Annotated in this window: 12 protein-coding genes; 7 read left to right on the top strand and 5 right to left on the bottom strand. The window is 64.9% G+C overall.

The window, feature by feature from the left end; genetic code table 11:
* Positions 1–6: 6 nt before the first annotated feature.
* Genes GGD90_RS15220 through GGD90_RS15210 form a run of 3 tightly spaced genes read right to left on the bottom strand, consistent with a single transcriptional unit; the run spans position 7 to position 4,907 of the window.
* Positions 7–2,253 (bottom strand): TonB-dependent receptor domain-containing protein, encoded by a 2,247-nt coding sequence (locus GGD90_RS15220; protein ID WP_184415231.1) that lies wholly within the window; start codon positions 2,251–2,253, stop codon positions 7–9.
* Between the two features lie 44 nt (positions 2,254–2,297).
* Entirely contained in the window at positions 2,298–2,855 is a 558-nt protein-coding gene (locus GGD90_RS15215; RefSeq protein WP_153117640.1) for a molybdopterin-dependent oxidoreductase, read from the bottom strand.
* 15 nt (positions 2,856–2,870) lie between these two features.
* Positions 2,871–4,907, bottom strand: coding sequence for a TonB-dependent receptor plug domain-containing protein (locus GGD90_RS15210; protein WP_153117641.1), 2,037 nt, complete (start codon positions 4,905–4,907; stop codon positions 2,871–2,873).
* Positions 4,908–5,474: 567 nt separating this feature from the next.
* On the opposite strand from GGD90_RS15210, the gene GGD90_RS15205 reads away from it, so the two are divergent.
* The 4 genes from GGD90_RS15205 to modD all read left to right on the top strand — a co-directional run bounded on the left by GGD90_RS15205 (position 5,475) and on the right by modD (position 8,504).
* A complete protein-coding gene (locus GGD90_RS15205) occupies positions 5,475–5,873 on the top strand; it encodes a hypothetical protein (RefSeq protein ID WP_153117642.1) in 399 nt (132 codons plus the stop codon).
* A 148-nt stretch (positions 5,874–6,021) separates the two neighbouring features.
* Positions 6,022–6,843, top strand: coding sequence for a TOBE domain-containing protein (locus GGD90_RS15200; protein WP_153117643.1), 822 nt, complete (start codon positions 6,022–6,024; stop codon positions 6,841–6,843).
* A gap of 42 nt (positions 6,844–6,885) precedes the next feature.
* On the top strand, positions 6,886–7,638 hold the full coding sequence (gene modA, locus GGD90_RS15195; protein WP_153117644.1) for a molybdate ABC transporter substrate-binding protein: 753 nt from the start codon (positions 6,886–6,888) through the stop codon (positions 7,636–7,638).
* The gene (gene modD / locus GGD90_RS15190; RefSeq protein WP_153117645.1) at positions 7,635–8,504 is read left to right on the top strand and encodes a ModD protein; all 870 of its coding nucleotides are present in this window, start codon (positions 7,635–7,637) and stop codon (positions 8,502–8,504) included. The genes modA and modD overlap by 4 nt, the downstream gene beginning before the upstream one ends.
* A gap of 102 nt (positions 8,505–8,606) precedes the next feature.
* Here modD and nifA read toward each other — a convergent pair whose 3' ends face one another.
* Both nifA and nifL read right to left on the bottom strand, forming a co-directional pair.
* On the bottom strand, positions 8,607–10,193 hold the full coding sequence (gene nifA, locus GGD90_RS15185) for a nif-specific transcriptional activator NifA (RefSeq protein WP_153117646.1): 1,587 nt from the start codon (positions 10,191–10,193) through the stop codon (positions 8,607–8,609).
* Positions 10,190–11,740, bottom strand: a complete 1,551-nt coding sequence (nifL, locus tag GGD90_RS15180) for a nitrogen fixation negative regulator NifL (RefSeq protein WP_153117647.1) — start codon at positions 11,738–11,740, stop codon at positions 10,190–10,192. Before nifL ends, nifA begins: the two co-directional genes overlap by 4 nt.
* Before the next feature lie 362 nt (positions 11,741–12,102).
* Between nifL and rsxC the strand changes: the two genes are divergently transcribed.
* The 3 genes from rsxC to GGD90_RS15165 all read left to right on the top strand — a co-directional run bounded on the left by rsxC (position 12,103) and on the right by GGD90_RS15165 (position 14,699).
* The gene (gene rsxC, locus GGD90_RS15175) at positions 12,103–13,614 is read left to right on the top strand and encodes an electron transport complex subunit RsxC (protein WP_153117648.1); all 1,512 of its coding nucleotides are present in this window, start codon (positions 12,103–12,105) and stop codon (positions 13,612–13,614) included.
* On the top strand, positions 13,614–13,892 hold the full coding sequence (locus GGD90_RS15170) for an RnfH family protein (RefSeq protein ID WP_153117649.1): 279 nt from the start codon (positions 13,614–13,616) through the stop codon (positions 13,890–13,892). Before rsxC ends, GGD90_RS15170 begins: the two co-directional genes overlap by 1 nt.
* Before the next feature lie 132 nt (positions 13,893–14,024).
* Positions 14,025–14,699: a DUF2461 domain-containing protein gene (locus GGD90_RS15165; RefSeq protein ID WP_153117650.1), complete on the top strand. Its 675-nt coding sequence runs from the start codon at positions 14,025–14,027 to the stop codon at positions 14,697–14,699.
* Positions 14,700–14,893 lie beyond the last annotated feature (194 nt).

The raw sequence follows: 14,893 nt of genomic DNA, 5'->3' as shown, positions 1-14,893 counted from the left end.
GACTCCTTAGAAAGTGAGGCTGACGGAGGCCACCGCCGTGCGCGGTGCACCGGGGTAGTAGATGGCGCCGGTGGCCGAGGTGTTGACTTCGCTGGTGCTGATCTGGCCGATGTACTTGCGGTCAAAGACGTTCAGGATCGCCAGCGAGACGTCCCATTTGCCCCAGTGACTCTTCTCGCCGTAGCCGAGCGTCAGGTCGGCGGTGAAATAGCCGGGCACACGTTGGGTGTAGTCGGTCGTCGCCCAGCGCGGACCGACGTACTGGACGATCGGCGCGACGGTGAAACCGTTCTGCCGCCACGCGGCGCCGACGTTGCCCATCCACTTCGGCACGTCGGGCAGCTGTTTGCCTTCGACCGGCAGGATGGCGCCACCGGTGGTGCGCACATCCTCGGTGAACGACGACAGGCTGTACGACAGCGCGGTGAACAGCTGCAGCGTGTTCGTCGCCGACCAGCCGGCGGCGAGCTGGAAGCCGCTGCCCTGTGTCTTGCCGACGTTCTGCCCGTACACCGTGTTGGTGGTCGAGCTGAAGACGCTGACCGCCTTGTTGCGCGTGCGCGAGAAGTAAATCGTCGGGTCGATGTAGACCTTGTCGAAGCGCAGGCGGGCGCCGATGTCGAGGTTGGTCGACAGTTCGGGTTCGATCCGGTCCCAGTACTGCTGGCTGGTGGTGATGCCGCCGGCCGGCGCCTGGTTGAAGGCGTCGAACGACGGTGCGCCGATGTTGCGGCCGAGGCTGGCGTGCACCTCGACGCCCGGACGCAGGTCGTAGGAGACGCCGACTTCCGGCAACCAGTTGCCGAAACTGCGGCTTTTCACGCTGCGCGTCGCGTTGAGCGTGGCGCTGGAGATCGCCTCGTCAGCCGAGACATCGCCGATGCCATTGGTGTTGTAGGCATTGATGCCAGGCAGCGTCTCGACCGCGTAACGCAGGCCGCCGCGCAGCGTCAGATCGCCGAAACTGTGCTTCGCCGTCGCATAGAAATTCTCGAACTCGTGCCGGTCGACGACCTTTGACAGCAGCGACCACTGCTGGAAGACGAGATTGCCGTTGACGATCCGGTATTGCTTGCGCGTCGTTGGCGGCCCCGGCGGCTCGGTCGAAGTCCACGAATAGCCGAACTTGAGGTCGGTGTCGGCGAGTACGGTGCGCAACTCGCTGCTGAGGCCGTAAGTCGTGTGGTCGAAGAGCCACTTCTGCACCTGAGTGGTGTTGTTGGGCTGGCTAGCTGGAACGCTGGCATAGAGGTAATAGCCTTCTTCCTTCGCGTAATAGGGCTTGAACGTCAGTGTCGTCTGCGGCGAGAAGGCGTATTCGATCTCGGCGAGTGCCACCTGATTGCGGAAGTCCTGCCGGTTGTAGTTGTAGTGGTCGGAGTTGGCCGGATTGTTGACGTAGTCGTAGTTGCGGAAACGATTGAGGTCGGTCGCCTGCGCGTAGGTCAGCGCCTTGTAGTTGTTCTGCGACTGGTCGTTCTGCGCCAGTGCAAGCTTGACGCGCAGATCGCCCACGCGCTGGTCGAGCGCGAACTCGTAATTGGCGCGGTTGGCGGGCGCGTCGCCGTAGCCGCGCCATTTGTTGGCCTTGGTATCGGATGCCGAGAAGAAAAGCGCCGTGCCACTGGCGAGACGGCCGCTGTCGAGACGCACGAAGTTGCGGTGGAAACCCTCGCTGCCGATGCTCGAGCTGATCTGGCGGCGGGCTTCTTCGCGCGGCCAGAGCAGGCGGGTGTCGATGGCGCCGAAGGACGTGAACAAGGCCGTCTGGTCGGCCGAAATGGCGCCTTGCGCGAAGCGGATGCTCTCGATGTTCTCCTTGTCGAACAGGAACAGATAGCCCGGTCCGGGGCCGGGGCCGCCGAGCGGCAGGCCCTCGAACGTGCCGGCGACACCGTGCGTGCTCACCTCGCCGCGTACGCGCAGGCCCTTCTGCCCGCCCTGCGTGTTGTTCAGTCCGTAGGCGTCGACCGTGCTTACCTTGACGCCAGGAATCTCGGCGAGCGCCGTATAGGGATTGGTGCCGCCCGGCGTGTCGTAGAGGCGCATCGCTTCCTGATCGACGACATACGCCGTCGACGGGCTGCTACGGTCTGGCTGCATGCCGGCTGCTGACACTTTTTCGGCATCGGCCGAGACTTCGACCGTGCCGAGCAGTGTGTCTTCGGCGTGCGCGATAGCGCCACAGAGTGACGCCACCAGCGTGGCGATAAGCCGGCGACGGAATGCCGCGCGGCGAGGTGCCTTGTTCATTATTTCTCCCTTTTTGCGTACTGCGCCTGGCGGCGCGGGCCGGCTCAGTCGACGATCTTCTTCACCTCGATAGCCTTGAGCCATTTGACGTGGCGCGGGCCGGTACGGATGTCCTTGGTCGATACCAGGGCGATCCGGCCTTCGTCGTCTTCAAGCGCCTTGCCGTCCTTCTCGAAGAAGACGATGACGCCTTCGCCAAGCGGCGAGTTGAAGAGCTCGCTCCAGGAAAATACGACCTTGTAGCCGTCGGATGCCTTGGCGATGACGACCGTCTTCTTGACGTCGTTGTGGTTTTTCGAGACGACGCTGGCTTTTTCGAGAACGTCGCGCAGGAGGACGCCCTTGATGTTCTCCAGCTGTCCGACCTTGGCGCCCGACTGGCAGACGAGCGGTGTGTCGCTTACCTGCGATGGCGGGAAGGCCTTCAGGTCGTCGACGCTGAGCCTGAGCTTGTGCTCGACGGCGCCGGCAACGGCGATGCTTTGCGTGACGTACTTCGAGGGATCGGCGGCCTTGCTGTGTGCCATGGCGTTGCCGGAGAAGGCGAAGGCGATGGCGGCAAAGGCGGGGATGAGGAGTGCGGCGCGAAATGTCTTGATCATGATTTTCCCTTGGGTTCAGAACTGGAAGCGGGTGGCGATGAGGAAGTTGCGGCCTTCCTGCGGATAGCCGTCGACGAGCTGATAATTCTTGTCGAGCAGGTTGCGTGCGGAGAGCGAGACATCCCAGTCGCGGCGCAGCTTGTATTCAAGCTTGACGTTGAGCAGCGCGTATTCGCCGGTCTGCACGTAGCCAGTCCCGACCGCCGTGGACGACCAGCGCGGGCTCGCGTACTCAAGATTGGGGATGACGCTGAGTGCCGCGAGCGGCCGCCACTTGGCATAGAGGAAGGCCTTGTTCTGCGGCGTCGTCGTCAGCCGTGCGCTCGAGTCGTTGGGGTTGTTGATGTGCGTGTGGATGTAGGTGTAGTTGCCGCCGACCTCGAGCGAGTCGGAGAAACGCGCCTTCAGCCCGAGTTCGATGCCTTTGAACGTCGCTTCGCCGACGTTCTGGTTCTGCCCGTAATAGTTGCCGTTGTAGAGAACCTGCACCGACTGGATGGCATCGTCGACACGGCTGTGGAACAGCGCCGCCTCGCCGCGCAGACCCGGCAGCAGCTCGTCGGCGACACCGAGTTCGAGATTGAGCGCGCGTTCCGGTTTGAGTCCGGGATTGGAGATGGCACCGCCGAAGCGCGAACTGAAGCGCTCGAACATGGTCGGGAAGCGCGTGCGGTTCGATGCCGACAGGTGCAGCTTGCCGCTGTCGCGATAGCGGTAGATCGCCGCCGCCTGGTAGTTGGTGGCGAAACTGTCGGCGATCGGCTGGTTGAACAGCACATTGCTCGCGTATTCCTGCGCCTGCCTGGAGAAGCGCGCGTCGCGGCTGATGCCGCCGACCAGATCGAGTTTCGGCGTGACATGCCAGGTGTCCTCGACGGCCAGCGATAGCGTGTCCTCGATCGTCGTCTGTTTCGGCTCGGTGAAACCGCTGGCGTGTGTCAGCTGCCATTCGGTGTGCTCGTCGCGGCGGAAGTGCAGCGCCGTCTTCAGCGTCTGCTGCGCGAAGTGATCGGTACCGAGTTCGACGCTGGCGCCCTTGGCGTTGTCGTCGTAGGAGCTTGTCCAGTTCTTCGTGTTCAGCGTGACATTGGTGTAGGCGACCAGGTCATTCTCGAAGGTGTTGTAGTAGGCCTTGGTCTTGACGTAGGTCTTGTCGGTGATCTGCGTGTGCGACAGCCAGTACAGGCTCCAGGTGTCCCATTTCGGCCAGTCCCAGGTGCTTATCGTCGACATGCCGGTTACCGCGCCGATACCGTGCTTCTCACCGCTCTGCTTGACGAAGTTGAGCGAGTACTCGTCGGTGGCGTTGGGCGTGATGCCGGCCTTGAGGTTGACGCGCCAGTCGTTCTTGCTGGTGTGGTCGCGGTTGCCACCGTCCTCGGCGACGGTCGGCTTGAAATCCCGGGATAGCTGCCAGTGGTCCACGTCGCGCTGCTCGACGCTGACCTGGTAGTAGCCGATGTCGCTGCGCCCACCGAGATTGGTATAGAGCGTGTTGCCGTTGTAGCGACCATCGTTGCCGAGCGCCATCGAAGCCCGCACTTCGCCTTCGAACGGTTTGACCGGCTTGCGCGTCACCAGATTGATCGCGCCGCCCATGCCGTCCGGGCCGTTGAGTACCGACACGTAGCCCTTGGAAATCTGGATTTCGGAGAGGTCAGGCGTCAGGAAGCGGTCAAAGTCGATGCGGTTGTCGGCCGGCAGATAGAGGCGGATGCCGTCCATCAGCAGCGGCACCTGCCAGCGATCGAAACCGCGCACGCTGATCAGCGCCTCGTTGCGGTTGCCGGCGCCGGCGGTCGAGGCGACGCCGGGAACGAGATTGACTGCGTCGGCGAGGCCGTCCTTGTCGAAGTCGCGCAACTGCTCGGCGTCGAGCGTTGCCGTGCCGACCGGGTTCTCGTCGATGCGCGCCGCCGTTACCGAGATCTGGCCAAGGGTGAACACCTTGCTGTCGGAGCTTGCGCTGTCGCCGGCGTGCGCCAGCCCCTGCAGTGCCAGCGATACCGCGAGGCTAAGCAGGCATGGAACGGGATAGTTTTTCAGTTTCATCTGCACTCTTTCTTGGTGAGCTGGATCAGGACGAATGTGACGCCGGCCACCCTTTTTCGGCCAACCCCATTGGCCGGGGTGACGTGGCGATGCTCTGGTGAGCGCAATATATGTGCCACCATAACGGTAGGTGGCGGGCATTCCGGAGCGCATGGCTTCAACATCCCGATTGGCGCGGAGCGGCGACAGTTTTCAACGCCGCTGGCATGGCGAAGGCACAGGCCGGATTGTTACGTTATGTAGTTAACGACACAACGCTGTAGGAAAATTTACAGATGGCAACTGTGGCTCGCAGCCCTGTCTTGTTGACTTGCGCGCCTGGCAGGGCGTTGACCGATAGCGTTCCCGCGGCAGGCGCGACGGCGCTGCAAGCATGCTTTGACGCGCTTCCCGGTCGCAGCACCGGCCGGGGTGGTACGTTGTTTGCTCGACTACATAGCGAAAGCAGCTTTCGCCCGGGCTTCGGTTCCGCACAGGACGCCGCGCAGGTGCCCCGGAAAATCGCTCCGGCCGGTTGCGACGTCCTCGCCGACGGCGGATCGCAAAGAACAGTCGAGGAGAGAAGAAATGCGTACATCGCTCAACATTGAGGCGCGCAGCGCAGGCAAGCTCCGTCGCTCCTGCCGCGATGTGCAGGACGTCCGCTGGCGACAGGAGTTGCCCGCATCGTGGTCTGATCTGGCGATCGAGCCAGTGCGCTTCGACGTCTTTCGTGAATACGAGATGTCGGCCGAGCGCACCATCGGTCACGACGAACACGACGAGCCCTGTTTTTGCGCCTGTCGCTACATCCTGACGCAGCTCGTTGCCGACGAGGACGACCTGTTTTTCGAGATGCCGGTCTATGCCGAAACGCTGGCGGCATGGCGCCTGCGCGACCGGCGCTGGCTGGTGTTGCGCAATGTCGTTGCTTACGCCGAAAAAGCGCGGCGCTCGCTGAGTTTCAGCGGCTCGATGCCACGATGATGCGCAGGGCAGATGGTTTGCTGCCGGGAACAGCGCTCGCGTTGCTGGCTGCCGGAGCGAGCCATGATCGGAAAAGCGCTGTATCCTTGTGTATCTAACGCTAGTTGACCGATCGGGCGGTCTGCGGCCTGCCCGGAGAGAAAGATAGATGACATCAGAAGCCACCAAACTCACCGGCAAGTTGCTGATCGAAACGGCGGTCGGCAACTTCCTCGGCGACAAGCGCATCCGCCTGCTCGAAGCCATTGACGAACACGGCTCGATCTCGCAGGCGGCCAAGGCCGTGCCTTTTTCGTACAAGGCTGCCTGGGACGCGGTCGATGCGATGAACAACCTGGCACCCGAGCCGCTGGTGTCGCGCGCGGCCGGCGGCCGTCACGGCGGCGGCACCGAGCTGACGCCCTTCGGGCGGCGGCTGATCGCTTTCTATCGCGCGCTGGAACAGGAATACCAACTTGCATTGGAAAAGCTGACCGGCAATCTGGAGCAGGATGTCGCCGTCGACACTGCCGGCTTCCGTCAGATCTTGAGGAGGATGTCGATGAAGAGCAGTGCCCGCAACCAGTTTGCCGGTCCGGTCGTCGCGCTCAAGGAAGGCGCTGTCGATACCGAGGTCAGCATCCGTCTCGATGCCGATCTGACGCTGACCGCGATCGTCACGCGCGAGTCGGCCGAGGGGCTCGGCCTCGCCGAAGGCCGCGATGTGCTGGCTTTCGTCAAGGCATCGTCGATCGTGCTGGTCGTCGAGGAAGATGCGCGCATCTCGGCGCGCAACCGTTTCCGCGGCACGATTGCCGATATCCATGAAGGACCGGTGAACGCCGAGGTGACGATCAATCTGCCCGGCGGGCGGCACGTCATCACCGCGGTCATCACCGACGCCAGCGTCGGTCGTCTGGGTCTGGCGGTCGGCCAGCCGGTGACGGCGGTCTTCAAGGCATCCAGTGTTTTCCTGGTTGCGACCGAGTAATTCCGGTCGATTAATTTATTTAAAATAAACAAGGAGTTGCAAATGAAAGTTTCGCGCTTGCTGGTTGCTCTGCTGCTCGCTCTTCCCGGCGTTTCCTCGCTGGCGCTGGCCGACGAGGTCTCCGTCGCCGTCGCCGCCAATTTCACCGCGCCGATGCAGAAGATCGCCCCTGATTTCGAGAAGGATACTGGCCACAAGCTGGTCGCTTCCTACGGCTCGACCGGCAAGTTCTACGCGCAGATCAAGAACGGCGCGCCGTTTGAAGTGCTGCTCGCCGCCGACGACGAAACGCCGACGCGTCTGGTCAAGGAAAACGCTGCCCTTGCCGGCAGCCAGTTCACTTACGCCATTGGCAAACTGGTGCTGTGGTCGCCGAAATCGGCCATCGTTGACGGTGAAGGTGCCGTGCTGAAGAAGGGCGGCTTCGATCACATCTCGCTGGCCAATCCGAAACTCGCGCCCTACGGTGCTGCCGCCGTCGAAGCGATGAAGGCGCTCGGCGTTTATGACAGCCTGCAGCCGAAGTTCGTCACCGGCGAGAACATCTCGCAGGCGCACCAGTTCGTTGCCAGCGGCAATGCGCTGCTCGGCTTCGTTGCCCTGTCGCAGGTGATCAAGGATGGCAAGATCGAAGGTTCGGCCTGGCTGGTTCCGGAGAAGCTCTATTCGCCGATTCGCCAGGACGCGGTGATCCTCGAAAAGGGCAAGGGCAAGGCTGCTGCCGAAGCACTGGTCAAGTATCTCAAGGGTGACAAGGCGAAAGCGGTAATCAAGTCCTACGGCTACGCGCTGTGAGAGCTCCCGTCCTCGGCGACGACGCGCTGCTGCGCCTGCTTGAAGACGACGTTGGCGGTGGCGATCTCAGCACAGAAGCACTCGCCATCGGCGGCCAGCGCGGCAGTCTGGGCTTTTACGCGCGGCAGGCGATGACCGTTTGCGCCGTCGAAGAGGCGGCGCGCCTGTTCGCGCTGGCCGGCGCGCGGGTGGCCGCGGGTGCAGCGGTCTCCGGCCAGCTGCTGGCACCCGGCGACCGCTTTCTCGAAGTAAGCGGGTCGGCGGAAAGCCTGCATCGGGTATGGAAGACGGCGCAGGTGCTGGTCGAGTGGGCCAGCGGTATTGCCAGCGCCGCTTCGGCGCTGGTAGCCGCCGCCGGCGACGTGCCGGTGGCGTGCACGCGCAAGAACGTACCGGGAACCAAGACCTTGTCGGTGAAGGCGGTGCGCGCCGGTGGCGCGACGATGCACCGGCTTGGCCTGTCGGAAACGCTGCTGCTGTTCGCCGAGCATCGGCTGTTCCTCAGCGAAGCGCCGGCGGCGACGGTACAGCGCCTGCAACGGCGCGAGCCGGAAAAGAAGGTAGTGGTCGAGGTCGGCTCGGTCGAGGAGGCACTGCTCTGGGCGGCCGCTGGCGCCGACGTGCTGCAGCTCGAGAAGTTCTCGCCGGCGCAGGTGGCGGCGTGTCGCGCCGGTGTGAACAAGCTGGCTGCCGCAGGCGGGGCGGTGCGCCGCCCGCTGCTCGCCGCCGCCGGCGGCGTCCGCGCCGACAATGCGGCGGCCTACGCCGCGGCCGGTGCCGATCTGCTGGTCAGTTCGGCGCCGTATACCGCCGCGCCGCGCGACGTGCAGGTGCTTTTTTCCATCGACGCGACGCGCTCGCGCTGAGCTTCACCCGCCGGCGTACGCCGGGCGAAGCTGGCTTCATACCCGGCGAACGCGCCGGTCGCACGCACTCGCTGCGTGCGCCGGTGCCACGCTTTCCACGGATCAGAACTGCTTGACCGGGATGTTCAGCGTCTGGATGCGGTAGGCGATCTGTCGCGGTGTCATGCCGAGCAGACGGGCCGCCTTGGCCTGCACCCAGCCGGCCTGTTCGAGCGCGGCGATGACGCGTTCGCGCTCGTCGAGCCCCGGATCGTTGAGTGCGCCGGTACTGTGCGCCGGCGCGGCCGACGGCGCCGCCGCTGCCTCAGCCGGTGGCGCTGTGCGTGGCGCTTCGCTGCGCATGCCGCCACCGTCGCGGTGACGGTCGACCTGGATCAGGCTGGCGTCGATGACGCCCGATTCCGACATCACCGCCGCACGTTCGAGGCAATTTTCCAGCTCGCGCACATTGCCCGGCCACGGATACTCGATCAGCCGGCGCAGTGCTGATTCGGCCAGCGACACCGGCCGTCCCTGCGCCGTGCCGATGCGCGTGGCCAGGTGACGGGCGATTTCGGCGATGTCTTCGGTGCGCTGGCGCAAGGGCGGCAGCGAGATCGGCATGACGTTGAGGCGGTAGTACAAGTCCTCGCGGAACTGCCCGGCCTGCACCGCAGCTTCGAGATCGCGGTGCGTCGCGGTGATGACGCGAACGTCGATCTTGACCGTACGCGTACCGCCGACGCGCTCAAGCTCGCCTTCCTGCAGCACGCGCAGCAGCTTGGCCTGGAAAGCCGGCGAGATTTCGCCGATTTCGTCGAGGAAAATGGTGCCGCCGTCGGCCTGCTCGAAGCGGCCGCGCCGTGCCGCGACGGCACCGGTGAAGGCGCCGCGCTCATGGCCGAAGAGTTCGCTCTCGAGCAGGGTTTCCGGCAGCGCCGCGCAGTTGAGGCGCACGTAGGCGCCGCGCGCGCGCGGCGAGTTGTAATGGATGGCGTTGGCGATCAGTTCCTTGCCGGTGCCGGTTTCGCCGCGGATGAGCACCGTCGTGTTCCACTTCGACACCATGCGGATCTGGTCGAAGACGCGGCGCATCGCCATCGAGCGGCCGACGATGTTCTCGAAGCCGTGCTGGCTGCGCACCGTCCGCCGCAGGCTGTCGCGCTCTTCGGCGAGGCTCTGTTTTTCCTGCTCGTTTTCCAGCGACAGGCGCACCGACAGGCCGATCAGGTTGGCCACCATTTCGACAAAGCGCGCCCGATCCTTCAGTCGTCCGTCGTCGGCCTCTCCCGGCTGCACCGCGAGCACGCCGTGCAGCGCGCCGCCGGCGCGGATCGGTGCGGCGATGAAGGGCAGCGCGGTGTCGTAGATGCCAAGCCGGTTGAGAAAGCGCGGCTCCGAGTCGACGCTGGCAAGGGCGATGGTCTGGTCGTTCTCGAGAATCAGTCCGAGGATGCCTTCGCCGGACTGGTAACGCACCGGCTCGCTGCCGACGTCGATGCCATGTACCGAATTGACGAAAAGGTCGCCGCTCTGCGGGTCGACGACGCTGACCGAGCCGCGCGTCAGTCCGGCATGGTCGTCGAGCGCCTCGAGTACCTGCTGCAGCGTTCGCCGATAGTCGAGCGAGCGCGAGAGGATCTGGCTGACGCGGTAGAGCGCGTCGAGCTGGACATGCGAGAGCGCGCTGTCTGCGTGGCCGCCAGTCATGCCAGCCCTCCATCGCTGTTGCGCAGCGGAAAACTCAGACGGATGCGACAGCCGCGGCCAGCGGCCTCGTCGATTTCAATCAGCCCGCCGTGGTCGTTGGCGGTCTGCTGCGCCGCCGACAGGCCGGTGCCGAGATGACGGCCGCCGCCCTTCTTGGTCGAGAAGAAAGGTTCGAAGGCGCGCAGGCGCAGTTCGGCCGGAATTCCCGGGCCGCTGTCTTCGATCAGCACTTCGATGCCGCCGCGTGTCGCGCGCGTCGACAGATGCAGTTCGCGTTCGCGCCAGCCCTTGACGTTCATTGCTTCGAGCGCATTGTCGACGAGTGCCTTGAACATCGTGCGCAGGCGGTTCGGGTAGCCGAGCAGCGACGGCAGGCGCGAGGCCGGCGTCCAGTTCACGACGATGCCGGCGGCGAGCAGCGAGCGCGTCGACAGTTCGAGGACGTCACGCAGCAGTTCGTTGACGCTCACCGCCTCGCGCTCTTCAAAGCGCGCCGGCGGAATTTCGCTGCGCAGGTTCTCCAGTGCCGCCTGACCGGCGGCGACGGCGTCGGCGAGTGCCTGCGCCATCGGCTCGCTCTGGCTGCGCCGGGCGAGCATCGCCACCGCAGAGGAGATCACGTTGATCGGTCCTTCCAGTTGGTAGATCGCTGCCGACAGGCTTTCGCGCAAGCCGTCGATACGTTCGGCTTCGGCAAGAACAGCGCGCAGCGCGGCCATGCGCGACTTTTCCTGTTCGGCGCGCAGATTGGTGATTTCGATTGCGGTCAGCAACAGGTAACGCCGACGCTGGCGGACAAAGAAAGCGTCGGCGGTCGCATCGTCTTCCTCGACGCTGACCAGCGAGCACGAGAACCAGCGCGGTGTCGCCCAGCCGCTGCGCTCAAGGCAGACTTCGCGGTCGTGGAAAATGAATTCGCCGGGCTCTTCCTCGATCAGCGTGGTCGACGCAAAGCCGGCGGCGGCGAGGATCTGCTGCGCCGGTTCCTGCATGCCGAGGTCGGCCATCAGTTTCTTGTAGGCGTGGTTGTCGAGAACGACGCGACGATTCGCGTCGAGCAGGGCGATCAGCACCGGTGCCGTGTCGACCACCGATTCGATCAATGCCTTCTGGTTGCGCACCTGGCACTCGAGTTCATGCAGCAGGGTGATGTCGCGGTGCATGCCGAGGTAATTGACGGTGACGCCGCTGGCGTCCTGTACCGGCGTGATGGTCAGGTCGGCGAGGTAGGGGGTGCCGTCGCGCCGGCGGTTGACCAGCCGCCCCGACCAGCTCTGGCCGTTGGTGATCTTGCGCCAGAGCGAGGTATAGACCGTGCGCGGCGTCGTCTTGTTGGAGATCAGCGACTGGTTGCGACCGACCGCATCCTCCGCCGAATAGCCGGTGACGCGGGTAAACGCGGGATTGACGTAGAGGATGTTGGCCTTGCCGTCGGTGATCGATACGGCAACGTCGGCCTGTTCAAGCGTTTCCCGGAAAACGCTCGAATCGAGTGCGGTCTGCTGCATGGCCTCCGGCGCCGCCGAAGGTTTGGATTCTGGATTCATCTGGGGCTCCTGCCGATGGAATTCCGGGCGACTGCACGCAAAAGCAGTTTTCACGCCAGGAACATTGTACGCCGGGGAACTGCTGGCACTGCCGCAATCGGCTGAGTGTCGTGATTGCTCCAAGGCTGTCGCACTTGAAACAAGCCTGCCCAAGCACTGCGACATCCATGTCTGTCGTGCCCTGCTGCGGCCGCATGCCGGTAAATCGGCGGCAAGCATAGCCTGCGGCGGCGTGGGCAACAACAATCGCGCGGCGGCGGCGGTCGGCGGCCGGGTTCAAGGCGCCGGGATTCAGCGTGGCATAAAAACTGCTCGATTTCCGCCCAAGCCTGAACGGCAAGCTCGATCACGACGGAGAGACCATGGGATTCATCGACAAACTGTTGGCTGCGCCGGGCTGGGGGATTCACCCCGACGACGAACACAAGCGGCCCGCTGCCGATCTCGCGGTGCGCACGCTGCCGCTGCCGGCGAAACTTTACGTGCCGCTGCAGCAGCACATCGGAGCACCGGCGCGGCCGGCGGTGGTGGTCGGTCAGCGCGTGCTGCGCGGCCAGCTGATTGCCGAGGCGCAGGGCAAGGTCTCGGCACCGATCCATGCGCCGACTTCGGGCGTCGTCGCCGCGATCGGCGAGATTGCCGCGCCGCATCCTTCCGGACTCGCTTATCCGGCGATCACCATCGAGTCCGATGGCGAGGATCGTCCCGCCGAATTCACCGGCTGTGACGATCCTTTCGCCTTGTCGCCGACCGAGATTGCCAACCGCGTTGCGGCAGCCGGCATCGTCGGCCTCGGTGGCGCCACCTTCCCGGCGGCAGTGAAACTGGCGCTCGGCCAGCGCACCGAAGTCAAGACGCTGATCTTGAACGGTGGCGAATGCGAACCGTATCTGTCCTGCGACGACCGGCTGATGCGCGATTGCGCCGCCGACATCGTCGACGGCGTGCGCATCCTGCTGCACGCCACCGGCGCCAGCGATGCAGTGATCGGCATCGAGGAAAACAAGCCCGAGGCGATCGCCGCGATGCGCGCGGCCATCGCCGGTGTGGCCGGCCTCAGCGTGCGTTCGCTGCCGGCGCGCTACCCGATGGGCTCGGAAAAGCAGCTGATCAAGGTACTCACCGGGCGCGAAGTGCCGGCCGACGGGCTGTCGTCGGACTGTGGCGTGCTGGTGCACAACGTCGGTACCGCCGCTGCCGTGCATCGCGCCATCCGCTTCGGCGAACCGCTGGTCGAGCGCCTGCTCACCGTCAATGGTGCAGCCGTCGGCCAACCGGGCAACATCCGCGTGCGCATCGGTACGCTGGTCGAAGACGTGCTCGCCTTCTGCGCTCTCAAGTCCGCGCCGGCGCGACTGGTCATGGGCGGCCCGATGATGGGCACGCAGCTGCCGCATGCGCGGGTGCCGGTGATCAAGGGAACGAGCGGCATTCTCGCGCTGGCCGCCGCCGAAGTGGCGCGCCCTGACGAAGGCCCGTGCATCCGCTGCGGTTCCTGCGTCAAGGCCTGCCCGATGGGGCTGTTGCCGCTGGAAATGGCGGCGCACATCCGCGTTGGCGATCTCGACGGCGCAACTGCGCTCGGGCTGAAGGACTGCATCTCCTGCGCCTGTTGTGCCTGGACCTGTCCGTCGGCGATCCGGCTGGTGCAGTATTTTGCGCATGCCAAGGGCGAACTGCAGACCAAGCAGCGGGCGCAGCTGCGCAGCGACGCCTCGCGGGCGCTGGTCAAGGCGCGCGCCGAGCGGCTTGAGCGCGAGGCACGCGAGAAGGCTGAAGCCGCGGCGCGGCGCAAGGCCGAACGCGCGGCGGCGAAGGCTGCCGCTGCAGCAGCTGCGGCGGCAGCGAGCGAAGCAGCGAAGGAGGAAGTCTGATGCAAGTAGGAGTGGCCTATTCCGAGCCGGGCAACCAGGTCTGGCTGAATATCGAGGTTGCCGACGACGCGACCGTGCTGCAGGCGATCGAAAAATCGGGCGTGCTGCGCATGTTCCCGCACATCGATCTGGAGACGCAGCGCGTCGGCATCTTCAGCCGGGCGACGACGCTCGACGCCTCGCTGCGTGCCGGCGACCGCGTTGAAATCTACCGCCCGATCATCTGCGATCCGCAGACCGTGCCGCGGCGCGACCTTGCCGGTGAAGAGGAAGAGTAAGGCTGTCAGTGACAGCGGCCGGATGGCCGACGAAGTACCGGTTCTTCCGGTGACTTCCGTTCACGTGGGCGATGAATTCGCGCAGAATCGTCGGCACGGCCGCTGTCCGGCCGGCTGACGGCGGAGTGAAAGATGTTTTCCAGCGCGACCTTCGCGTTTCTCGACGAACTGGCGGCGAACAATGATCGGGCCTGGTTCGCGGCGAACCGTGATCGCTACGAAGATCTGGTGCGTGACCCTGCGCTAGATTTCATTTGTGCGATGCAGGCGCCATTGACCGGAATCGCGCCGAATTTCAGGGCCGATCCGCGGCGCATGGGTGGCTCGCTGATGCGCGTCTTCCGCGACACGCGCTTTGCGCGCGACAAGACGCCTTACAAGACCAACATCGGCATCCAGTTTCGCCATTCGCTCGGCAAGGACGTGCACGCGCCGGGCTTCTATCTGCATGTCGCCGGCGACGAATGTTTTCTCGGCGCCGGCTGCTGGCGTCCGGAAGCGGCTGCGCTGGGCAGGATTCGCGACTGGATCGTGGCCAAGCCCGAGCGCTGGTTTGCCGTGCGCGACCAGCCGGAATTCCGCGCCGCCTGGGCGTTGGCGGGCGACAGCCTGGCGCGGCCGCCGCGCGGTTATGCCGCCGACCATCCGGCGATCGATGACCTGAAGCGCAAGGACTTCATCGCGCTGGCGCCGCTTTCGCGCGGCGAAATCGTCGGCGGCGATCTGGTCGCGCTCGCCAGCGGCCGCTTTGCCGCGGCCGTGCCGCTGATGGCGTTTCTTTGTGCCGCAGCCGACGTGCCCTACTGAGCGCGCCGGGATTGCCCTAGGATTCACGCGCCTGCCCGCCAAAAGAAAGCCTACTGCACGACGCCGAGTTTCCTCGCCCACCATGGGGTGATGGCTGGTAGCAGGGTCAGCGTCCAGATCACCACCCACGCCGTCAGCGGCATCAAGAGTTTCAGTTCCGGGAACTGGGCGACGGTGATCACCGCCAGCACCAC

This window comes from Rhodocyclus tenuis (assembly GCF_014197755.1).
Classification (GTDB): Bacteria; Pseudomonadota; Gammaproteobacteria; order Burkholderiales; family Rhodocyclaceae; genus Rhodocyclus; species Rhodocyclus tenuis.
Note: the sequence above shows the minus strand (reverse complement) of the source record. Positions and strands in the feature narration are given on the sequence as shown.